Annotated in this window: 16 protein-coding genes and 1 pseudogene; 3 read left to right on the top strand and 14 right to left on the bottom strand. The window is 43.9% G+C overall.

Annotation, left to right across the window (positions count from 1 at the left end; translation table 11 throughout):
• Window positions 1-126 precede the first annotated feature (126 nt).
• Window positions 127-1257 carry a metalloprotease PrtS gene (prtS, locus tag EAE91_RS14560; protein ID WP_214089131.1) on the top strand — a complete coding sequence of 377 codons (1131 nt, stop codon included), beginning with the start codon at window positions 127-129 and terminating at the stop codon, window positions 1255-1257.
• A 159-nt stretch (window positions 1258-1416) separates the two neighbouring features.
• The gene (locus EAE91_RS14555) at window positions 1417-1734 is read left to right on the top strand and encodes a protealysin inhibitor emfourin (protein WP_214089130.1); all 318 of its coding nucleotides are present in this window, start codon (window positions 1417-1419) and stop codon (window positions 1732-1734) included.
• Between the two features lie 24 nt (window positions 1735-1758).
• Here the strand turns inward: EAE91_RS14555 and der are convergent, their stop codons facing one another.
• The 14 genes and pseudogenes from der to EAE91_RS14485 all read right to left on the bottom strand — a co-directional run.
• Window positions 1759-3240 carry a ribosome biogenesis GTPase Der gene (der, locus tag EAE91_RS14550; RefSeq protein WP_214089129.1) on the bottom strand — a complete coding sequence of 494 codons (1482 nt, stop codon included), beginning with the start codon at window positions 3238-3240 and terminating at the stop codon, window positions 1759-1761.
• Between the two features lie 159 nt (window positions 3241-3399).
• A complete protein-coding gene (gene bamB / locus EAE91_RS14545) occupies window positions 3400-4572 on the bottom strand; it encodes an outer membrane protein assembly factor BamB (RefSeq protein ID WP_214089128.1) in 1173 nt (390 codons plus the stop codon).
• Between the two features lie 14 nt (window positions 4573-4586).
• Entirely contained in the window at window positions 4587-5207 is a 621-nt protein-coding gene (locus EAE91_RS14540; RefSeq protein ID WP_214089127.1) for a YfgM family protein, read from the bottom strand.
• An 11-nt stretch (window positions 5208-5218) separates the two neighbouring features.
• Window positions 5219-6496 (bottom strand): histidine--tRNA ligase, encoded by a 1278-nt coding sequence (gene hisS, locus EAE91_RS14535; RefSeq protein WP_214089126.1) that lies wholly within the window; start codon window positions 6494-6496, stop codon window positions 5219-5221.
• 124 nt (window positions 6497-6620) lie between these two features.
• The gene (ispG, locus tag EAE91_RS14530) at window positions 6621-7742 is read right to left on the bottom strand and encodes a flavodoxin-dependent (E)-4-hydroxy-3-methylbut-2-enyl-diphosphate synthase (RefSeq protein WP_214089125.1); all 1122 of its coding nucleotides are present in this window, start codon (window positions 7740-7742) and stop codon (window positions 6621-6623) included.
• A 70-nt stretch (window positions 7743-7812) separates the two neighbouring features.
• Window positions 7813-8841, bottom strand: a complete 1029-nt coding sequence (gene rodZ, locus EAE91_RS14525; protein ID WP_214089124.1) for a cytoskeleton protein RodZ — start codon at window positions 8839-8841, stop codon at window positions 7813-7815.
• Window positions 8842-8961: 120 nt separating this feature from the next.
• Window positions 8962-9387: a tetratricopeptide repeat protein gene (locus EAE91_RS14520; protein ID WP_214089123.1), complete on the bottom strand. Its 426-nt coding sequence runs from the start codon at window positions 9385-9387 to the stop codon at window positions 8962-8964.
• 42 nt (window positions 9388-9429) lie between these two features.
• A complete protein-coding gene (rlmN, locus tag EAE91_RS14515; RefSeq protein ID WP_214089122.1) occupies window positions 9430-10608 on the bottom strand; it encodes a dual-specificity RNA methyltransferase RlmN in 1179 nt (392 codons plus the stop codon).
• Window positions 10609-10792: 184 nt separating this feature from the next.
• Entirely contained in the window at window positions 10793-11218 is a 426-nt protein-coding gene (gene ndk / locus EAE91_RS14510) for a nucleoside-diphosphate kinase (RefSeq protein WP_214089121.1), read from the bottom strand.
• A 219-nt stretch (window positions 11219-11437) separates the two neighbouring features.
• Window positions 11438-13759 (bottom strand): peptidoglycan glycosyltransferase PbpC, encoded by a 2322-nt coding sequence (pbpC, locus tag EAE91_RS14505; RefSeq protein ID WP_214089120.1) that lies wholly within the window; start codon window positions 13757-13759, stop codon window positions 11438-11440.
• 58 nt (window positions 13760-13817) lie between these two features.
• Window positions 13818-18851 (bottom strand): alpha-2-macroglobulin family protein, encoded by a 5034-nt coding sequence (locus tag EAE91_RS14500; protein WP_280520287.1) that lies wholly within the window; start codon window positions 18849-18851, stop codon window positions 13818-13820.
• Between the two features lie 646 nt (window positions 18852-19497).
• Window positions 19498-19896: a hypothetical protein gene (locus tag EAE91_RS14495; protein WP_214089119.1), complete on the bottom strand. Its 399-nt coding sequence runs from the start codon at window positions 19894-19896 to the stop codon at window positions 19498-19500.
• 4 nt (window positions 19897-19900) lie between these two features.
• On the bottom strand, window positions 19901-20704 hold the full coding sequence (locus tag EAE91_RS14490) for an MBL fold metallo-hydrolase (protein WP_214089118.1): 804 nt from the start codon (window positions 20702-20704) through the stop codon (window positions 19901-19903).
• Window positions 20705-21359: 655 nt separating this feature from the next.
• A pseudogene (locus tag EAE91_RS14485) lies at window positions 21360-21599 on the bottom strand (transposase); the annotation flags it as partial.
• A gap of 563 nt (window positions 21600-22162) precedes the next feature.
• Between EAE91_RS14485 and EAE91_RS14480 the strand changes: the two are divergent.
• Window positions 22163-23639: ShlB/FhaC/HecB family hemolysin secretion/activation protein (locus tag EAE91_RS14480; RefSeq protein ID WP_214089117.1), on the top strand; the 1477-nt coding region annotated here is incomplete at its 3' end.

The raw sequence follows: 23639 nt of genomic DNA, 5'->3' as shown, positions 1-23639 counted from the left end.
CAACCCCTTAACACAAAAGAAGCAGGCTGGACCTGATGACTATCTGCTGGAAACATGTTTAATATGAATCCGTACCTAAAGAGTACCTCTAATTAATAACTAAAAATTTATTCCAGGAGATATTTTATGCAAATACAAAACAATAACTACAGAGGCGTAATACCGCCGTACATTCTTCAAAATATTTATAATAATGACAATGAAAAGAAGAAAGTATTAATGACATTAAATCATACTCAGAGTTTAATGTTGGACAATGTTATTAGAGAATCTTCCGATGATTCCGGCGATGACGATAAAGTTACCAATACAACTATACATCGTTCTATTCACGATGCAGAAAATAAACGCAAGTTGCCAGGAAAATTAGTACGAGATGAAGGAGATCCAGATAACGGAGATAAATCAGTTGATAACGCATATAGATATTTAGAAGCAACTTACAATTTCTATAAAGAAGTTTTCAATCGCAACTCATTAGATGATAAAGGAATGAAATTGATTGCCACTGTGCATTATGGCGAAGAATATATGAATGCATTCTGGGGCAACGGACAAATGGTATTTGGCGACGGAGATGGCAAAACCTTCAATGATTTCACGACATCTATTGATGTGATAGGCCATGAATTATCTCATGGCGTTATTGAGAAAACAGCGGATCTGGTCTATTTCTTCCAGTCTGGCGCGTTGAATGAATCAATAGCAGATGTTTTTGGCTCATTAGTAAAACAACATTATCTAAAACAAAAAGCTGACGAAGCAGATTGGATTATAGGTAGTGGATTACTGGGCAAAGATATTAAAGGTGTAGGGATTCGTTCAATGAAAAACCCCGGCAGCGCATATGATGATGAAGCTCTCGGTAAAGATCCACAGCCTGGTCATATGGATAATTATAAAGATCTGCCGATTTATAGAGACAATGGTGGAGTTCATATTAATTCAGGTATTCCTAATAAAGCCTTCTATAATCTGGCGACAAAATTAGGTGGATATTCCTGGGAGAAAGCAGGAAAAATATGGTACAACACATTGTTGGATAAAGATCTTGCCCGAGATGCTAATTTCGTATCTTTCGCCAAGTTAACAATTAAACATGCTCGTGAGTTATTTGATGAGGATGTTGAAAAAGCAACAATTGATAGCTGGACAGAAGTGGGCGTTAAAGTGAAGGAAGATAAAGACGATAAGGGCGGAGACAAAGGCGATAAAGACAAAAATAAAGATAAAAATAAAGATAAAACTGAAGAGTAATCTATAAATATATCGCTGGTTTAACGCCAGCGATATTTTATTATTTGTAATACCTGACTTGTAAAAAATATATCTAATAAAAGATACTAAAATTGTTAATGACGAATTTCACGCTATACTAAAGAGACCTGAAAAATAACCGTAAAAATTTGGTATATCATGAATAATAAAACTCTTAAACTCACAAATGATAGTAAAATCACAATTTCCTTACAAGGAGGATTTGCCGCTACACCTGGCCTTAACCAAGATAAAACAGTGAATTTAGAATCATTGTCTTCACACCAACAGCAGTTATTTCTTCAAGCCATAGAACAAGACTTTTCCGATTCTATGCCATCAGCACCATATCCTGATCAAGATTATTATCTGCTCAGTATCGTCAATGGAAATGAAGAACATCACTTCACCCTTCCTGAGTCAGATGCACCAGAAATCATTAACCAAATATGGGACGCCGACAAAAAGGGTGGTTAATCACCACCCCTTTTTCTATCAGAATTAACGCTTTTTCAGATGCGCCATCAGACGTTTACGTTTACGCATTTGATTTGGTGTCAACGTATTACGTTTGTCAGCATAGGGATTTGCCCCTTCTTTAAACTGAATCCGAATGGGCGTCCCCATCACCTTTAGGGATCGGCGGAAATAGTTCATCAGGTAACGCTTATAAGAATCAGGCAAATCGGTTACCTGATTACCGTGGATCACAACGATTGGTGGATTATAACCACCGGCATGAGCATATTTCATTTTCACCCTGCGACCACGGATCATCGGCGGCTGATGATCCTCTTCGGCCATATGCATGATACGGGTTAGCAGTGAAGTATTGACACGGCGGGTAGCGCAATCATAAGCCTCAAGAATCGAGTCAAACAGATTCCCCACCCCACTACCATGTAAAGCAGAGATAAAATGTACTCTGGCAAAGTCAACAAAACCAAGACGATAATCCAGCATCTCTTTCACACGCTCTTTATCTTCTTGCGACATGCCATCCCACTTATTGACCGCAATGACCAACGAGCGCCCGCTATTAAGAATAAAACCCAATAATGACAAATCTTGATCGGAAATGCCTTCTCGCGCATCGATCACCAGCAATACAACGTTAGCATCTTCAATCGCTTGAAGGGTTTTGATGACTGAAAATTTTTCAACCGTTTCAGTGACTTTACCGCGCTTACGTACCCCTGCGGTATCAATAAGGACATATTCACGGCCATTGCGTTCCATTGGAATATAAATGCTGTCACGGGTAGTGCCGGGCATGTCATAAACCACAACCCGTTCTTCACCCAAGATACGGTTAGTCAACGTAGACTTACCCACATTTGGTTTACCGACAATGGCTAATTTCAATGGCAGAGTTGATGGATCAAAATCCTCCTCCTCTTCTACCATCTCAATTTCATTCTGTTCCTGCTCTGCCCAATAAGCTGCGTTGGCTTCTTCCTCCGTCAGCTCAACCTCTTCTTCTTCACCTTTACCAGAGAAAGGCAATAGTACTCGTTCAATAAGTTGGGTGACGCCACGACCATGAGAAGCAGCAATAGAGTAAATATCCCCCAATCCGAGGGAATAAAATTCAGCAATAGCGGTATCAATATCAACACCGTCGGTTTTATTCGCAACCAAAAAAGTGGCTCTTTCACGGCTACGTAGATGTTTTGCTATCGCGTGATCTGCTGGCATCAGTCCGGCACGAGCATCTACCATGAACAGAACAATATCGGCCTCTTCAATCGCCATCAAAGATTGAGCGGCCATATGGGTTTCTACACCCTCTTCGGTACCATCGATACCACCGGTATCAATGATGATAAACTCTTGCCCTTCAACCTCAGCTCGACCATATTTGCGGTCGCGAGTCAGACCTGGAAAATCCGCTACCAGCGCATCTCTTGTACGGGTTAAACGGTTAAATAATGTGGACTTACCCACATTTGGGCGCCCTACCAGAGCGACGACAGGTATCATTTGTTGATGCCTCATGACTTAATTTGAAATTAGTACTCCACTGTTCATCACAACAGAACACTAAAAAGACGAAACGGCTCCTGTTCTCTTTCTCTCAGGAGCCGTAGGACTATAACTAACGCTTTACTTTATTTCCGGTAAACAGGCAGTAAGCAATACTCAACGGGTAAACAGATAAACCGTACCGTCTTTCGCCTGTACCATTAATTTATCACTGGCTACAACTGGACGGCTCATTAAACCGGAACTATCCACTTTATGTTGAGCAACAAACTTACCGTCATCCATATTTAGCCAGTGCAAATAACCTTCACTGTCACCGACAACCAGATAGCCATTATACATTTCAGGCGCGGTTAAATTACGGTGTTGCAATTTTGTCTGAGTCCACAAAGTAACGCCATCACTTTGACGCAGCCCCATAACGCGATCGTTTTGGTCAACAATATAGATATTATCACCAGAAACAACCATCTCATTCACTGAACCCAAATCACGCTTCCAGAGGATCTGACCTGAACGCATATCAAGCGCCACCAGATTGCCACTATAAGCTATTGCATATATCACGCCCTCAGAAATAACCGGTGTCGTATCAACATCATTAAGACGACCAATTTCTGTAGAGCTGGTTACCTGAGAAATACGTTGTTGCCAAATCAACTGCCCCTGAGAAACCAAGACGGCGTTGACACGGCCATTATCCCCACCGACGATGGCAGCACCGTAAGCCACGGCAGGTGCCGATTCACCACGCAATGATAATGATGGTGTATCCAAATTAACGGACCACTGCACTTTACCATCTGACTCACTCAATGCCTGCAACATCCCATTGCTAGTATGAATCAGTACCAAACCATCACTCACCACAGGACGCGACAACGCTTCACCGGCAACATCAGATTGCCAGACAACTTGGCCGTCTTTGGTATCCAATGCAATAACTTTGGCACGTTCAGTGCCTACATATAGATGATCCCCCGCGACGGTCAGACCACCAGAGAGCAATGCAGGTATACGAGAAGAGAGGAAACCCGCTTTTTCAGCCAGATTCACCGACCATATCTCTTTACCACTATCAATGTCCAACGCCTTAACGATGCCATGACGATCAGCAACATAAACAGCGGAACCCTGCCAAGTTGGCGTTAAGTGAGAATAATAACGGCCTACACCATCACCTACAGATTTATCCCAAACCTCGTTTGGATTAAATTGATTTTCGACCTTTGGCAACGGTGACATTGTTACCGTGTCTTGCTCACTTGAACAACCGGCTAGCAAAACAGAAGCCACCAAACCAACCAAGAGTGTTTTACGCAGTTGCATTGAAAGAATTCCCCTTAGCTGGATAAGTTATTCAATTTAAGATTTAACATCGATTTGATCGCCTGTGGTGAATCTGAGCTCAAACCTTTGGTATACGCTGCGCGGGCACCGGCAATATCACCTTTTTTCAACAGAGCATCACCGCGGATATCCTCTGCGACGGCAACCCAACCGGAACCTTTGACTTGCTCCAATGTTTTCAACGCGGCATCCGCTTTATCTTCCGCCAATTGAACCTTAGCTAAGCGAATATTCACCAGAGCCTGCAAATCCTCATTTTTTGTCTGACCCGCTGCCGCAGATAAAAACTGATCTGCTTTAGTTAACTCATTCTTTTCAACAGCAAGTTGAGCCAAATGCATATGCGTCATCACGCCATAACTGTTATTAGTTTCACTGGCAAATTTTTCAGCAGCAGCATGACCTTCTTTTGTACTGGCAACTAATCCTTGATCTACCCGCTCAAAAGCTTCTGCGCTTTCCTGCAACTGATTTGTCTGATGAGATTGCCAGTAACGCCAGCCAATCAACGCCCCGGCACCCAACACCAGCCCAAAAACCAAGGCTTTACCATTATTGGCAAAAAAGCGACGGATCGCGTCTACTTGTTCGTTTTCATTGGTATAGACTTCCACTGAGTCTCTCCTTAACCTAACAGTTCAGCCAAACGAGCTGCAATTTCGCTTTGCGGCAACGTTTGTTGTTCACCTGTACGTAAATCTTTAATGGCTACCTGACCAGAACGAACTTCATCCTCACCGAGGATCAGTGCAATTTTGGCACCTTGTTTATCCGCACGCCCCAGTTGCTTCTTAAAGTTCCCTCCCCCGTGGTTCATCATTAAACGCAATTGGGGCAACGTATCACGTACTTGTTCAGCCAAAATCAATGCCGTTTGCTGACTACCTTCACCAAAAGAAGCGAGATAAACATCTGCAACTGACCGCTCCGCGGCAAATACTGGATTAATTTCTTGCACCAGCAAAACCAGGCGTTCCATCCCCATAGCAAACCCCACCGCAGGCGTTGGTCGGCCTCCCAGTTGCTCAACCAGCCCATCGTACCGACCACCAGCACAAACCGTCCCTTGAGCCCCGAGTGCCGTCGTCACCCATTCAAATACCGTGCGGTTATAATAATCCAAGCCACGAACCAAACGCTGATTAATCCGATATTTGATACCCGCCCCATCAAGAAGTGCACACAGGCTAGCAAAATGTTCCTTTGATTCGGCATCAAGATAATTAAACAGTTCCGGCGCATCATTAAGAAGTTGCTGAACCTCTGGATTTTTTGAATCCAGAACACGTAATGGATTGCTGTACATACGGCGTTTGCAATCTTCATCCAGCTTATCTTTATGCTGCTCAAGAAAAGCGACCAACGCTTCGCGATAATTAGCGCGTGCCGCCAACGAACCAATGGAATTCAATTCAAGCGTCACATGCTCAAAAATACCGAGCTCACGCCACCAACGAGCAGTCAATAAAATAAGTTCGGCATCAATATCAGGTCCTTGAAGACCAAAAACTTCAGCACCTAACTGATAAAATTGGCGGTAACGGCCTTTTTGTGGACGCTCATAACGGAACATTGGCCCTAAATACCATACGCGCTGTTCCTGATTGTACAGCAGACCATGTTCAATACCGGCACGCACACAACCTGCGGTATTTTCAGGGCGTAGGGTTATACTTTCACCATTGCGATCATCAAAGGTATACATCTCCTTTTCAACCACATCAGTGACTTCCCCAATAGCCCGTCTAAATAACGGGGTCTGCTCTACAATCGGTGTGCGGATCTCACTATAACCATAACCCGCCAGTACCCGTTTCAAAATAGTTTCGATACGCTGCCAGATAACCGTATCTGCCGGCAAGTAGTCATTCATGCCTCGAATAGCTTGGATATTTTTTGCCACGTTTTATCTCTAGTTAATGATTCAAAAATGATGTTGATTGATTATAGAAGCGAATACCGACGAGCTTCAATTAACAAACAAAACAACGCTGACTCATCATAACGATGAGCCAGTATCAGGTACATTATTTATCCAGTTGACTTATGCCAATGCGCTTATTTTCATCCAGCATTGATGCTTTAGCACGGATCTTAGCCTCAAGCTGATCAATCATATCAGTATTATCGAGGCGCTCTTTCTGCCGTACGCCATCTTCATAAAAGCCACTTTTCGTTCTGGCACCGGTGACACCTAAAGTAGAAACCTCCGCCTCACCGGGTCCGTTAACCACACAACCAATAATAGAAACATCCATCGGTGTGAGTAAATCTTCCAAACGCTGTTCCAAGGCATTAACTGTGCCAATAACATCAAACTCCTGACGGGAACAGGTTGGACAAGCGATAAAGTTTATACCACGGGAACGAATACGTAATGCTTTCAGAATGTCAAAACCCACTTTAACTTCTTCGACCGGATCAGCCGCCAGAGAAATACGCAAGGTATCACCGATGCCTTCCGACAGGAGGATACCCAAGCCAATGGCTGATTTTACAGAACCGGCTCGTGCGCCCCCCGCTTCGGTAATACCAAGATGCAATGGCTGATCAATCTTCTGAGCTAACAAGCGATAGGCACCAACCGCCAGAAAGACATCTGATGCTTTTACACTGATTTTAAACTGGTCAAAATTAAGTCTGTCAAGAATATCCACATGGCGCATAGCCGATTCCACCAGCGCTTCTGGCGTTGGCTCACCATATTTTTCCTGAAGATCCTTTTCCAATGATCCGCCATTTACACCAATGCGGATTGGGATATTTTTATCACGGGCAGAAGCCACAACCTCACGGATACGTGCTTCATTACCAATATTGCCAGGGTTAATACGCAGACAATCGACCCCATATTCTGCAACTTTCAGCGCAATACGGTAATCAAAATGGATATCGGCAACCAAAGGAACATTCGCTTGCTGCTTAATCAACTTAAATGCTTCTGCGGCATCCATCGTGGGTATTGATACGCGAACAATATCAACGCCAACACGCTCAAGCGATTTAATTTGTTTAACAGTCGCTTCCACATCTGTAGTACGTGTGTTTGTCATTGATTGCACCGCAATGGGCGCACCATCCCCGACTGGCACATTGCCTACATAAATACGCGTAGATTTGCGTCTTTTTATCGGCGATTCATTATGCATATAGGTGTTTCTCCCATACTTCCATGTGTTTACTGATAAAACTACAACTATGCCCTACTACAACAGGCTTTTATTGTGCTGAGGGTACTTTAAGACGCGCAATACGACTCTCTTTAATAAAGCGGCTTAAATCGACAGCTTGCCCCCGGAACTGTACATCCACAACAGCCGGAGCACCGATAGTCAACTCATAAGGTAATGAGCCAGAAAGATTCAGATGGTCACCCTTATGTTTAGTGCCACTAAATAGTTTTTTCCCTTTTGCATCAACAATCTGCAACCAACAAGATGCTTTAAAATTTATCATCAGCTTATTACTGTCAGCAACTGCCGTTGCGTTATTTTCAGGCACACTCGGTACTTGAGCTGTCCCTTGATTAGCTGGCAACGGAGTAGTCTGAGTCTGTGACCCGTTACCCGCTAATTGAGTTTCAGGTGTTTTCACCACTCGATTTTGAGTTGACGCCACAGATTGAGCCACTTCCTGATGATGACTACTGGTATTATTCGCGGCCACGGCATTTTCGGCTAAAGCAGCAGATGCTGACGGCTCACTTGTTGCCTGCTCGCGGGCCGGTAACTGTGTCACCTGATCGTGACTTTCAGTGGCCGAATTCACTGAACTGGCTTTTTTCTGGGCAATTTTAGCCGCAGAATGATCAGCCATCGAAATCAATTCTTTCTGTTGAGCTATGTGGTTTTGCCACCACCATGCTCCCGTCAAACTAATTACAACTAAAATAATCAACCACGTAATCCACATCAACCAACTTTCGCGTTTTTTACGCTTTTTACCCAACGAAAAACTCTGCATTGGTGAAACTTTCGCTGTTTTTGCCGGGGTATGTTTATCCAGAATGGCCAAAATTTCTGCTTCTGGAATTTGTACCAACTTAGCATAAGAGCGAACATAACCACGCAGGAAAGTCGGTACCATAGTGGCTGGAATATTGTCCTCTTCAATATCACGTATAGTAGAAAGTTTTAAACACAAGCGATCAGCTACAGTCTGCTGGGTTAGCCCGTGCTGTTCACGAGCCTGACGCAGGAGCTGACCTGCGGTTAAATGAGCTTGTTCTGGAGTCGTTTCAGTATTCATTAGCAAGAAGACGCGGTACTGTTCAGGTTGTGAAAAACTTCGCGCTGGCTCCTGCTATAATCTTTAAATTACACAATAGCCTGCGCGGCGAAATAGATTTGCTATTTTACTAGCGGCAAATCACTGATAACAAACACGCCTATTAGCATGGCTCCCGGTAAACAGAGTTTTGGCTTCTTCATACTGCCCCTGCTCACAGAGAAAAACGCTGTAATGATACAATACCGTATCATTTCCTGGCGCGTACTGCATCGCCATTTTGTAACGTTGGCGGGCAGCTTCTGGCTGACCAGAATATTGCTCATACAACGCCATACCCAATTGAGCCTGATAATGGTCTGGCTTTGCCAGTAAAACCTTATCAAAGTGATATCTGGCGGCTGGCAAATTACCTTTAGCCAGATAGGCCATTCCTAGTTGAATCCGGGTTTCTGCTGCGACTTTTCGCTGTTGATTGCCGTTTGTTAGTTGATTGGAACATCCTGCCAACAACATCGCAACCACCACGGCAACAACTATCACTCCCGATAACGATTTCCTTATCATTCCATCCCCACCGACCAAAAATATGCAATTGCAACAATCAATTCAGACTGTTCTTATCTGAATAGGTTCACCGGTCTGACGTTTTTTCAATGTACGTTTGGTACGATCAATCACATCACCGGCAAGCTGACCACATGCGGCATCAATATCATCACCGCGAGTCTTGCGGACAATAGTGGTAAAACCATACTCCATCAACACCTTAGCAAAGCGATCAATCCGGCTGTTGGAACTGCGCCCATATGGCGCTCCCGGAAACGGATTCCACGGGATCAAATTGATCTTACTCGGTGTCTCTTTCAAGCATTCAGCTAATTGATGTGCCTGTTCCACGCTGTCATTAATATGATCCAGCATGACATATTCCACCGTCACACGCCCCTGATTGGCATTAGATTTAGTCAAATAGCGGCGTACACCGGCAAGGAACTGCTCGATATTATATTTACGGTTGATAGGAACAATGTCATCCCGTACATCATCTGTCGGAGCATGCAGGGAAATGGCCAAAGCAACATCGATCATATCGCCAAGTTTATCCAGTGCCGGCACCACACCGGATGTAGATAGCGTCACACGGCGTTTTGACAGACCAAAACCAAAATCATCCATCATGATTTCCATGGCAGGCACCACGTTATTTAGGTTAAGCAGCGGTTCTCCCATGCCCATCATGACCACATTGGTAATCGGACGGCGACCACTGGACTTCAATGAACCAATAATTTTTGCCGCGCGCCAAACCTGACCAATAATTTCAGAAACCCGCAAATTACGGTTAAACCCTTGCTGAGCGGTAGAACAGAATTTACATTCCAGTGCACAACCTACCTGAGAAGAGACGCACAAAGTCGCTCGATCATCTTCCGGAATATAAACCGTTTCAACCTGCTGATCGCCAACAGTGATCGCCCACTTAATCGTACCATCGGCAGAACGTTGCTCCTCTGCTACTTCCGGTGCGCGGATCTCTGCAACTTGTTGCAATTTTGCTCGCAGAATTTTATTAATATCTGTCATCTGCTCAAAATCGTCATAACAGTAGTGATACATCCACTTCATCACCTGATCAGCACGGAAGGGTTTTTCCCCCATATCAATGAAAAACTGACGCATTTGCTTGCGATTCAGATCAAGCAGGTTAATTTTACCGCCTTTCTTTTCTGGAGTTTCAGACACGACAGGAGCAGCAAATTGTGCCGCGGTATTTGGTTGGGACATTTTTTTATATTGCCTCGTTGTGACACTTTCGGCTCTGCGTTGATGAATTCAACGCGAAGTTTCAATTCGGATATCACTATCAGTTTAGCATAGCGACAAATAACAAACGCCCCGTTGTATTAACAACGGGGCGTCGCATTGTACAAACTTTAATGCAATGATGCTACGGGTAACGACAAATCAATTAACGTGGGCAAATTTCATCGTCTGTGAAGAAATAAGCAATTTCACGGTTTGCAGATTCAACCGCGTCAGAGCCGTGAACCGCGTTTTCAGTGAAGCTATCCGCGTAATCGGCGCGCAGAGTACCTGCTAATGCATTATCAGGATTAGTTGCCCCCATCAGGTCACGATGACGCTGTACTGCATTCTCACCTTCCAACACCTGAACCATAATTGGACCAGAAGTCATAAATTCCACCAGACCATCAAAGAAAGGACGGCCTTTGTGCTCCGCATAGAAGCCCTCAGCCTGTTCACGGGTCAGGTGAAGCATTTTGGCGGCAATAATTTTAAACCCGGCGCTTTCAAAACGAGCATAAATCGCCCCAATAGCATTTTTCTTTACAGCGTTAGGCTTAATAATAGAAAAAGTACGTTCAACCGTCATGGATAACCTCTTGGTTCTTCTGTCAGCAACTGATAATTTTAATTTTTCCCGATAAGTTAATCGGTTAATACTTCATTCCGCAACCTTAGCGGAGATAAAAACGGCGTTGATTATAGGGGCACGAATAGCGGTTGCCTACAGAAAACATAACATTCCATTAAATTTTTCTTAGCGAAAATCACCATTTTTTCGTACAAATCACATTTTTACCTGAATCGTTTACTTCAAAGTAAAATTGACAGCATCAACCTGTCCGCCTGAATCCAAAACACTAAGCTGATATTTACCCGGTTGAGTCAATATCTGAACAAATCCCTGATTCTTTTCTGTGGTCATTACCTGCTCTCCATTCAAAAACCACCATTGCTGCCCGCCACTACCGCCCTGAGTTGTCATACGTAAATCAAGGCTGTCAAAACCGGGGAGTCGCTTCAATACATCTCCGTTACGAATACCCACGATCAACAAGGGCGCTTCATCTGATTTCAACGGTGGACATTGAGGATTAACCGGTGGCAGACGCTGCGTCCGTTTCTCTTGTGCCGGTAACCATGATTCGAGGGTAATCGGCCATAAAGCGATATTTTTAGCCTGAGCGCCGGGGCAATCAGGAGCCACGCGCAAACCGTTCTTATCCAACCACACCAATTCATTGATGCCTGAAATGGCCTCTTGCCCCACCGCAGGCAGCGTAGGCGGAATAGTGTTATTCAGTATCCAGCTCAGACGACGTTGACGGCAATTATTCTCTCCTTTCGGTAAACTCTGCCCTCCCGGCCAACAGATAATTGCCTGACTCACACTTGCCGGACGTGGATCAACCGGGATTCGTTTAGCCCCATTTCGCATATTGGCAAGTAACAGGTTATTGATCTGATTCATGATAGGAATCGCCGTAGCGTAGCCGAACTGCCCAACAACCGGCGTGCCGTCCGGCCTGCCAACCCAAACACCGATGGTATAACGCGCATTTAAGCCGATAGCCCAAGCATCACGATAGCCATAGCTAGTACCGGTTTTCCAGGCCAGCGGCACCTGTGCTGGTAACACATCATCAGGTTGCGGCAGAGCCTCTCCAGCCATAATCCGCCTGACTATCCATGCCGCGCCGGGGGAAAAAAGTTGCCGATCACGCAATTTTTGCTGTGGGGTGAATCTAAGGGGAGAAACCTTCCCCTGACGGGCAAACGCCGAGTAAGCCGCCACCAGTTGATCCATCCGGGTTGCCGTGCCACCAAGAATCAATGATAAATTGGGTTCACTGCCGGGCGGAAAACGCAATACGGTTCCTACATTACGCATATGGGCGGTAAACCGCTTAGCGCCATAAGCTTCAAGCAGTTGCACGGCGGGTAAATTCAGTGAACGAACCAACGCTTCACTGGCACTGACCGGTCCATGAAAGCCGCTGTCAAAATTTCCCGGGCGGTAATAATCAAAGCGGCGAGGCACATCTTGTAACAGTGACTCCCCATGAATCAACCCATCATCCAGCGCCATTGCATACAGAAATGGTTTCAGGGTTGATCCCGGCGAACGCCATGAGCTTATCATATCAACATGACCAAAACGGCCATCATCCCGCAGATCCAATGAACCGATATAGGCTTTCACCGCCATGTCTGTATGATCAACCACTAACACGCCAATCGAAGTTTTTTCTGGTAACTGGTACTTCCAATTCACCGCCATATCTTCAAGCTGACGCTGTAATCCCACATCCAAGGTTGTTTTAATGATCTCCTGACGAATGCCTTTCGCCATTCGTCTGGCAAGAAGCGGGGCAAGCTGTGGCGCTTGCCGAGGAGCCAACCACAACGTCTCCTGCCGAATATCAGCAATCGTCTGTTCCGGCCAAATTTTGTAGTGCGCCAACCGTTGCAACACCTTATCACGGGCTGCCTGCGCCCGTTCAGGATAGCGATCTGGCCTTAAACGACTAGGGGCCTGTGGCAAAACAGCCAGTAAAGCCGCTTCCCCCGCCAAGAGTTCAGAGGGCGGTTTAGCCAAATATGCCCAACTCGCCGCGCCGACGCCTTGTAACGTCCCCCCAAACGGCGCACGGTTCAGATACATTTCCAGAATTTCATCTTTGGAATAGTGCCATTCAAGCTGCAAAGTACGCCAAATCTGTTTCAACTTCCCGCCGAAAGTGCGTGAATGGGGATCAATCAACCGGGCCACCTGCATTGACAGCGTACTGCCGCCGGATAAAATTTTACCTGCCCGAATATCCTGCCAGGCAGCCCTGACCAGAGAAATCGGGTTAATCCCTGGATGCTGGTAGAACCAACGATCTTCATAAGTCAGCAACGCTTGAATATATTCCGGCGATACTTGATCCAATGTCACCGGATAACGCCAAACCCCTTCATCATCGGCAAAACGCCAAAGCGGCGTACCATCCTCACTGACGACAATACGCGCCATTTTGATTTCACGCAGTGGCAGAGGCCAGATTTTATCTGCCAACCATAAACCCGCCGGGATCAGAAACAACAACAGCACAATCAGCCATATAAGGCGATGCATTTTCTTCATCAATGAATCCTGGTGAGAAATCAGCCCTTACACTGAGCATAAGGGCTGATACATTTATTTAGTGAGTAACCGTTATTTTTTCAGGTATAGACTTTCCTACCGCACGCCAATAAGGTACGTACATCGATTCCACCTGTGGTGCCGGGATGGTGTAGACGCCTGGCGTCACCGCGCGAGCCAGATAGAGCAACGTCACCGGCTGAGACGGATCAACCGCGACTGCCGCTACATATCGATCATCACGATATTCAATATGACGAATCGTCGCCTGTTGCATATCGCCAATCAACTCCTGAAGATTAGCGGCACTCTCACTCAGCTTAGCACTGCTGTTAGCCAGGTTCTGGTTTTCCAGCTCCAAACCGGCAGGCAATAAATCAACAACCAAAGCATCCTGTACGGGTTTATCTGAGCTCACCACCAGCTTCACAACCACCATATCACCGCTATTCAGCAGAGTGCTGGAAATCGGATTACCCTGCATATCCAGATAGCTACGCTCAATTTTCAGCACATTAGCGTAAGGTTTCGGAGAATGCAGCGGGTAAGCCACCACATTCACCCGTGAATAGAGCATACTGTCACCAAGGTTACTGATGCTCATACCTTGCTGAATATCCTGTGAATACAACATCTCACTATAGGGTTTGTCTCTACTTATTGGTGAAGTCCGCTGGTCAATTAGCGCCTTCCACGGTTGCACCGATGTATCGATAAAGAAACGTCCCGCCAAGTAGAGTGAATTACTCTCCTGAGTTGAGAAATAATTGCGAGATGTCAATTCATCAGACAACGCCAGTAATTTCTCATCACGTTCCTTTATCAACATATTATTTTCAGTCAACAGAGCCACAATCATTGCGTTGTCACGGATAGCACTGCCGTAATCACCTAAATCTAAATCATCATTACGGTTTTCACTGATCCCCAAACGAACCGCTTCATCTGCCCGGGTGTTATCTCCCATCAGTTTCAGTGCAATGCCCAGTTGTACCAGTGACAAGCCATTGCCTGCTTGCTGACGGCGTTCATAAACTTGTCTCAAAGCACCCAATGGCGCTTTCTGTTGATTGGCAAGCACCAGCCCGGCATAAGCCTGAACCGAGAATCGCACTGCTTCCTGATTCTGGCTGTAGGGATAGTTAATAACACTTTTATCCTGTAAATAACGTAACAGACGGTTATTGGCGGAATCCAACACCTCTTTAGGTACTCTGTAACCTCGTTGACTTGCACGGAATAGAAAATCGGTGGCATAGGCGGTTAACCAATACTCTTCATCACCGGTTTTATCCCATAAAGCAAAGCTGCCGTCATGACGCTGCATACTCAACAAGTGAATAATTCCCTCATCAATACTTGACCGGCGTTTATCATCATCTTCCGTCATGATACCCAAACTATTCAGTTCTGATTTGTTCGAATAGAGAGACGGATAAAGCCCGCTGATCGTCTGCTCAAGGCAGCCATACGGATAGGCGTACAATTCACGAATATAGCGTGCAATCTGTAACGGCGGACGGCTGCTCAGTAACAATTGACCTTCGGCCCCTTCTGGCGATAAACCCGATAAGGCTTTTGACGGCATCTGCCACTCTTCACCCGGATGAATAACATTAGCGAACAGAACAGTTTCCGCTGGCTGTGCCGGACGCACACCAATCTGCCAACTATTTTTATACGATCTCAGGTTTTCACCCGGTACATATAGACCATCAATCGTCAGGGAAATCTCTCCTTGACCAAAACCATGCTGTGCCGTGACCGGAATCTCTACTGTGGTACGTTTGCCTTTTTCCAGTATTATCTCCTGGCGGACATCATCCTCTAACTTAATCAGGTCATTAGCGACAAAGTTCAAGATCAAATCTTGCCTCTGTTCAGTTAAGTTAGTTAAATCCAACGACAACAATGCACTATCACCACCGGCCATAAAACGCGGTAATGCCATCTGTGCAACCACAGGTGCCGCAATGACAATTTTACTTTCACCGTGGCCGAACTCATCTTCACTCCACGCTTGAGCCATCAGTTTCAACTCACCATTGAAATCAGGAATTGGCAAAACGATCTGCCCTTCCCCATTTTCATCCAATGCTACCGGCTGTGCTTGTTCAGCGATAATCTTAACTTCGGTTAATGGCTTTCTGCCGCCACGCTCAAGGGCACTATCATCGCCATCACCGCCAAAACGCAGATTCGCCAGACGGCCTTCACCTTCAATCAACTGACCATACACATCATATTGATCGACGCTGTAACGCTTACGCCCCAAAAAAGCCTCATAGGGGTCTGGCGTTTTAAAATTCGTAACATTCAACACCCCCGTATCGACAGCAGAAAGCAGCACATTAACCTGCTTGGGTAATTTCTGCCCTTGCTGCGGTGTCGCTTTGACTTTAACGATCAAATCCTGATTCGGACGCATTTTTTCCGGTGCGGATAGCGTTAAATCCAGTTTACGATTTTCATCAGCCAACGGCAGGTGCAACACGCCAATGGCCCGTTTCGGCGTCGCCTGACGAGATTTATCATCTGGACGCACCACCACAGCGGTTAAATAAAGGTCATGACGACGCCACTCTTTATTCACCGGCACTTCCACATCCAAACCTTGTTCCGGCACATCAATTTTTTGCCACCAAAGCGGCCCTTCGCTGGATTCCACCAACAGATAACCTTTACCGGCTTGTGGTGCAACCATATGTAGTTTTATCTTTTCACCTACCCGATAAGCAGGTTTATCCAGAGACAATTTCACCTGATCAGGACGAACAGCGCCTGTGCCACCCGTATTGTCCTGCCATGAGTAACCGGCCCAGAAATTAACGCTGGTCACTAATTGATTTTCTGGATTAACCACTTCAATACGGTACGAACCCCAGTCAACCGGAAAACTGACCTTTGCGGTACCATCTTGAGCAATCTGGATATGCTCATCCGCCATCACCAAATCTTTCTGGTCATAGCCTGATTGCCAACCTTCACCATCAGACCAACGCCAATAATAGTCACGACGTTCATAAACCAGACGGGCAGTGAGATCTTTTGCAGCATACTTTTTTCCATCGGCATCGGCATACACCACCGCAAATTGCGCCAGTGAATTTTCATCCACATTGTAACGGCTTTGATAACGACCTACGCGATAGTCATAAATCTCTTTCTGATTAAACAGCGGACGAATACCAACCAGCTTTTCTGTCGGCCAAACAGCCTGTTCAACCCGACGAGTTACCGGGCGGCCGCCAGATTCAAGCAAACTAGCCTGTACAATGACGTTTACCGGCGAAGAGACCGAACTCCAGTTATCAGCACTGACATTAAGCGCGGCTTTACCACCACTATCTAAAACCAAGTCAAACTCATCCAATGTGCGACTAAGATTGTCCTCTGTAACCGCGCCAAACACATAACCCGGCAACTTTGCTACCGCATCACGAGCTGGACGCAGAAATAATTGCCCTTGCAGGCGATTATGTGCAGCAGGTACGCCATATAGATAACGGCCATTAATCGCGAAATCCACATCGTGGCTTTTCATCACCGGTTGCGACTCACTACTAATTTCCAGTGCCATGCGCTCCGGCATAAAATCTTCGACATTAAACTTGTAATAACGGGGTTTGTTATCGCCCAGATCAAAACGTAACGACCAGAACCCGGTAGCCGCTGAGGGAGGGATTACGTAGCGATACTGATACAATCCATTTTCAGGTTGCCAGACAAAACTATCGACTACCTGACCATCGGTTTTCAATACATCCACTTTAACGGGTTGACTTTTTATTGCTCGACCATCGCCATCACGCAACAGACCATTGACAATCAACATCTCACCCGGGCGATAGAGATCACGAGGTCCGAAAACAAAAAATTGTTTGCTATACCCTTGTGGACCGGAAATATCAAATTCAGACAGATCCAGCGCCGGTGATACTAAATCAATCATACTGGTTTGGTGGTCACGAGTAGCAAGCAACAGCTTCGCTTTCGCATTTTTCTCCAAACTGATGTGTCCATCATCATCCGTCGTTGCCTTTGACAATAATTGCCCTTTCTCATTCAACAGACGTATTTCCACCCCTTTCAGGCTGCTACCTTGCGCCAAAGATTGGGTAAACACATCTATCTTATCCAGATAACTGTGCATAGAAACACCAATATCACTTAAGGTAAACATTGTTGCTGGATTAGTGTCAGTATATTTACCTGCTTGTTGCATCACCGCCAGATAAACACCATCTTTCTGTAACTCTTTGATATTACTTAATGGCAACAGTAATTTTTCGCGGGTATTCAGTGTTGGATTCAGATCGAAACGGCCGGTATAAACCAATTCCGCACCGTTGAGCATCTCTTCAGATTCCCAAGAACTCATATTATTGCGATATTGCCACTGTGCAATAAAAGCCGGTAATGCCGCCTCTTTTATCCTGAAAAAATTAACATCAACACGATTAACATTCAGTGCCAATACCGGCAAACCTTCAGCGACTTTACTGGGTAACAAAGAGCCTTTGCTGGCAAAACCGACAGACGGAGAAATCGTTGCGGTTGTCAGCGTTTTCTCATAAACCGTTTCGAGTTGATGCTCATTAATACCTTTAACACCTTTATCTACGGTTAATTGCAACTCTCGGGAGGGCGGCAAATGGCGCAAGCGAAGCTCCATCATGTTATCTGACAGTTCCCACGCACCATCAAGTTTGCCCTCTTTGACATCTACCAAACGGACATTCTGAGCAAAATCCTGATTTGGATCTAAAGGAACAGAAAATGTCACCACCATTGCACTAGCGCCATCAAGCTGAACTTCAGAAGCATCCAAAATTTTTACTGGTTTACCGGCATAACGTTTTACTAATTCAGCCAGTGATGCTGCGTCTTTCTGTTTTGCTGATTTTGGTGGAATATTTGATTGTTGAGGTGCTTTTTCGCTTTGAATTTCTGTGGACTGTGGTTGAGCAGCTTGCTTATTATCAGTGCTATCAGATTGGTCACAACCAGAAAGCATCAGCAAAGAAGCCAAAATCACCGCCAAATAACGCTTGTTTCTTCCTGGTCGTTGCCAGAATTGACCTTGATTCATAACCATAACCCCTGTCTTAACTCCAACCAACTGGTGGCAGGATTTAATGAATAACCCTATATACCCGTCATCTTTCAAGTTGCCTCTTTGTTGGCTGCACTCTCTCACCCCGGTCACATAGTTTGCTATGCTCCCGGGGAGTCGCTCCCTTGCCGCCGCAATGCATCTCGAAATCCATAGGGTATAAATCAATATATTAAATTCAAACAGATATAATCAGCTATATACCTATGATCAACTTATATACCGCCTATTTATATTAGGCAACGTACAGACATTAAGTTCACATAATAGCCTGTTATTTTAACGAATTAAACATCACAGAGACGATAAATAAATCTAAATTTATCGATTCAATTTTTCATTAAGAACTCCATATAAAAGGCAAAAAAATCTTTTGTCACTTCCCTCAGTAACCGGAGATAGCCCTTTACTGCACCACCTGCCCGATAATTTACAAGAAATAAAATAATATAAAATCGGCCATTAAAACAAAGTTGAATAAACAGGAAATTATCATTATCGTACTGATTATAAATATCGAATTAAATATACTCGACTCCAATATACCATTATTTAATAAATTAATTATCTCAATTAATAAAAGCAATAAATAACTTTAATAAATGTATATTTAATGTTTTATTTAATACATTACTAACCATTTGTTAAGACTCATCATTATCTCAATAGGATATTTATAACAAATAAAAAGCCATGTAAATAAAACACATTTAACTTCTAATGCAGAAATTACCATTAATCTGTAATCTGTAATCTGTAAATAGAGTGCCACTCTCTTATCAAAAGTGGCAATAATGACTTGCGTGAAACACTGACTATACAAATTGTTTTCTATAAAATATGAATAAAAACCTCTATGATGAAAAAATACAATAAAAAATGCGAATAAATTTAGCAACAAAAATATTAACCTATCGTTATTATAATCCCAATTATTTAAAATAGAAAAAAATGCTAACCCCAACGCTGCCGCAAATGGGGTAATAATTTGATGAACATCCATTTTCTCAATAAATTTCATTATATTACTCTACTAATAATACCTGCCCTGTTTTCAACTGTTTGACATTTGGTAACCAAAGTCTTCCCCAACTACCAGTACAATGACATCCATAAACTTGTTTTATATTTTCTTTTATAAAAAACTCTCTGATCTTCAATAACTCTGTCGGTAATGCTCTCCTTAAATGCAACCCGCCTATTACCGCGTATACTTTGTCTACACCAGTAATCATTTTAGCGTGGTTAATAATTTCACAAATACCAGAATGACCACAGCCAATGATAATCACCAGTCCATTATCGCTTTTCCAAATTAATGCACTATCATCAAGTATATAATCATTAGCCCAAGAGCTTTTTCTAATTAACCCATAGGATTTTCTATGACTATTTGCTATTTCACCTGAAAAAATAAATCGATCACTTATTTTCATATGCGATTTCGTTAAGCGAAATAAAACTCTCTTCTTAACTCTTTTATTAATTTTACCGGATATTTTTTTGAACTTTAACACGCTCTTTTTATTGAACATAACACCATAATATTTCTCGCTTAATGCATCAGGGTGACATATTAATTTAGCATTATGAGGAAAATAGTTAACACCACCTATATGGTCAGAATGCCCATGAGAGATAACTATTTTAGATATATCATCAATAGATATTCCCATCCTATTTGCATTCTCAATATAGCTACCATCTGGACCGGTATCAAAAATTATCTTCTCTTCACCGTCCTCAAGTAAAAGGCTCAAACCCGGCTTAGCTATCAAATATGAATCAGATGTTTTATTTTCCAAGAGTACAGTTATTTTTAATGACATAGCATATCCATTAATTCTGTTGAAGTAATACATCTATTAAACGATACGGGTAACAATAGCATTGACGTACATCAATAAAATAATGAAAAGCCATTATATCGTCACATTTTTATAAGCAGATCACAAATTACTCCTCCTCTGTTAACCGTTAATTTTTCAACATAAAATGATTATCTCTCTATCATATTTATTGTCTTGCAATATTAACACACAAATATTATACCTTGCTGTACAACATATTTTTAAAGGTCGAGATAAATATATTATTAAAAATAAAACCCAACGATAGGTTATTAAAACCATTTAATCCAATTCACTATACTAATACCTAGTATAATTGACAATATTTAATTTAAAATATCACTATAAAGCCAGCAATTGACTTACATGACCGCTCTCATTTTATCTATATTATAAGATAAAAATATAATATATTTACCAGATATAATTTGACTTTACATTACATAAAAACATTTAAATAGAATAGTTAATAATTATCGTTATATACAAACATCATCTGTCGTTATAAACATAACCTATCCACTTATATCTAGCCATTATTAACACAGTTATTAATACGATAACAAAAATATATTATTTTATGTAAAAATAGAATTAATATATTTCTTAGATTCACATAATAAGTGCAATATCGTTACTCTGTAAGTAAACATATCCATATTCCTTTAAATAATTCATTGGGTGTTTTACTACCCCGAGTTTTTCAGGGGCGATTACTTAATCGGTTTACCACAAAATCTATTTCCTGCTCAGAGAGTTCATTAAAATTGGTTCCTTTTGGAAAGTATTGCTTGATTAACCCATTGATATTTTCATTGGTCCCTTCTTTCCCAAGGTGAATAGGGTGAGAAAAGTAAATTTGCGCCTCTAATTTAGTTTATGCTCTGCAAACTCCAAACATCGTATCATCTTCCCTATCGCCACTACGTTCAACTTTCCAATGACGGAAAATGAAGCTAACAAATCATACTATTTATCCCACATAATTATGAAGGATTTAGGTTAAGTGATCTTCTGGCAGAGCGAGCGGCAGATAAGAAGCAAGATTGGCATGGATAACCCTAACCCCTCACATAACCATAAAAGACAATATTTCATTACAAATTTACAATAAGCATCACATTTCATTTTGAATCAATACCGAAATCAATCACTATAAATGTGACATTCATCACATAATAAAAATAAAACAATAAATTTAATTTGAAATTATTAATGTTGATTATTAAATGATTAATATTAATCTGTTTTTTATACAATCCAGTCATAAAATAATCACATTGGCCTGTTTTTTGCTTTGTCATATAACCTCTTGTTTTTGCTGCTATCTTAACCAACCCCCTATTTTAGTTGCCCGGTTGATAATCAACCCTAAATATTGATCGTTAAGTTAAATTCGTGGTTAATGCTGTTTCGACATTGTGGAATAGAAAGTCAATGAAAAGCAGTATTGTAGTCTTAACGGTTTTTTGTAGCGTGGTTTCAGGCAGTCAAGCCGCCGATATCGCAGATCAACAACTCATTCATCAACAGGCCCGTCAGCAAGCCCTGGAGGCGCAATTAACCCCGCCGCCTGCGGAGGTTCACCTGTTTGTACCGGAAACCGGGGAATCATCCGCCTTCCCGGTGGAAACCCCGTGTTTTCCTATCACTCATGTAGCATTGGCAGGTACCGAAAATTTCCCGCACTGGTTACCGTTCCGGCGTGTCGCTCAACAGGGCGAAAACCATTGCCTGGGCGATAAAGGCATTAGCCGGCTGATAACCCAATTGCAAGATCAGCTCATCAATCACGGCTATGTCACCAGCCGGGTTCTGGTTCCTCCCCAGGATCTGCGTACCCAAACGCTAAAACTGGTGATGATACCGGGAAAAATCCGGCATATCCGCTATACCCCTGACAGCGGGAAATATATCCAGCGGATAACCCCCTTTCCCGCGCGTGAAGGCAAGCTACTGGATTTACGGGATATTGAGCAGGGATTAGAAAATCTGCAACGTTTCCCCACCGTGCAGGCGGATATGAACATTGTTCCGGCAGAGCAGCCGGGGGAGAGCGATATTGTGCTGGACTGGCGTCAGTCCCGGCACTGGCGAGTCGCGACGTATCTGGATGATACCGGCTCGAAAAGCACCGGGCGTTATCAGGGCGGACTCACCTTCTTTCTGGATAACCCTCTGGCGCTCAGCGACCTGTTCTATCTCTCCGGTGGGCGCGATATTCATTCGTCTGCCGGAAAAGGCAGCCAAAATGACACGCTCTATTACTCCCTGCCCTTCGGTTACTGGATGGCGAGCGTGACGGCCAGTCATTACGATTATACCCAGACGATAGCCGGGCTGAATCAGGCGATCCAATACCGGGGCAAAAGCCAAAACCTGGCGGTTCAGCTTAGCCGGGTGCTACACCGTAATGCCGATCAGAAAACCCTGCTCAACGGTGAAATTTATCGCCGGACTTCGCGCAATTTTATTGATAAGACCGAAGTTGATGTTCAGCGCCGGGAAACCGCGGGCTGGAAGCTGGGGCTGTCCCATCATCACTTTATCGGCAGCGCGACGCTGGATACCCGGGTGACTTACCAACAGGGCATGCGCTGGTTTGGCGCACAACCTGCTCCGGAAGAGTACCGCAATGAAGGGACCGCCTTACCCAAAATCACCCAGTTCTCAGCGACGCTTGCCGGGCCGTTAACGCTGTTTTCTCAGCCCTTTTCTTATCAGACCCAATATCTGCGTCAGATAAGCGCCAGCCCATTGACGCCCCAGGATCGATTTTCAATCGGTGGTCGCTGGACGGTGCGCGGCTTTGATGGCGAGCTGACCTTATCCGCTGATCGGGGTTGGTACAGCCGCAACGAGCTGGACTGGCAAACCCCGCTGAAAGGGCAGTCGCTGTATCTGGCAATGGATT

This window comes from Photorhabdus noenieputensis, assembly GCF_018448935.1.
Lineage (GTDB): Bacteria > Pseudomonadota > Gammaproteobacteria > Enterobacterales > Enterobacteriaceae > Photorhabdus > Photorhabdus noenieputensis.
Note: the sequence above shows the minus strand (reverse complement) of the source record. Positions and strands in the feature narration are given on the sequence as shown.

Coding starts and splice junctions, on each gene's coding strand:
- prtS (WP_214089131.1), top strand. CDS start 127: ATGCAAATACAAAACAATAACTACAGAGGCGTAATACCGCCGTACATT.
- EAE91_RS14555 (WP_214089130.1), top strand. CDS start 1,417: ATGAATAATAAAACTCTTAAACTCACAAATGATAGTAAAATCACAATT.
- der (WP_214089129.1), bottom strand. CDS start 3,240: ATGATACCTGTCGTCGCTCTGGTAGGGCGCCCAAATGTGGGTAAGTCC.
- bamB (WP_214089128.1), bottom strand. CDS start 4,572: ATGCAACTGCGTAAAACACTCTTGGTTGGTTTGGTGGCTTCTGTTTTG.
- ispG (WP_214089125.1), bottom strand. CDS start 7,742: ATGCATAATGAATCGCCGATAAAAAGACGCAAATCTACGCGTATTTAT.
- rodZ (WP_214089124.1), bottom strand. CDS start 8,841: ATGAATACTGAAACGACTCCAGAACAAGCTCATTTAACCGCAGGTCAG.
- EAE91_RS14520 (WP_214089123.1), bottom strand. CDS start 9,387: ATGATAAGGAAATCGTTATCGGGAGTGATAGTTGTTGCCGTGGTGGTT.
- rlmN (WP_214089122.1), bottom strand. CDS start 10,608: ATGTCCCAACCAAATACCGCGGCACAATTTGCTGCTCCTGTCGTGTCT.
- ndk (WP_214089121.1), bottom strand. CDS start 11,218: ATGACGGTTGAACGTACTTTTTCTATTATTAAGCCTAACGCTGTAAAG.
- pbpC (WP_214089120.1), bottom strand. CDS start 13,759: ATGAAGAAAATGCATCGCCTTATATGGCTGATTGTGCTGTTGTTGTTT.
- EAE91_RS14500 (WP_280520287.1), bottom strand. CDS start 18,851: ATGAATCAAGGTCAATTCTGGCAACGACCAGGAAGAAACAAGCGTTAT.
- EAE91_RS14495 (WP_214089119.1), bottom strand. CDS start 19,896: ATGAAATTTATTGAGAAAATGGATGTTCATCAAATTATTACCCCATTT.
- EAE91_RS14490 (WP_214089118.1), bottom strand. CDS start 20,704: ATGTCATTAAAAATAACTGTACTCTTGGAAAATAAAACATCTGATTCA.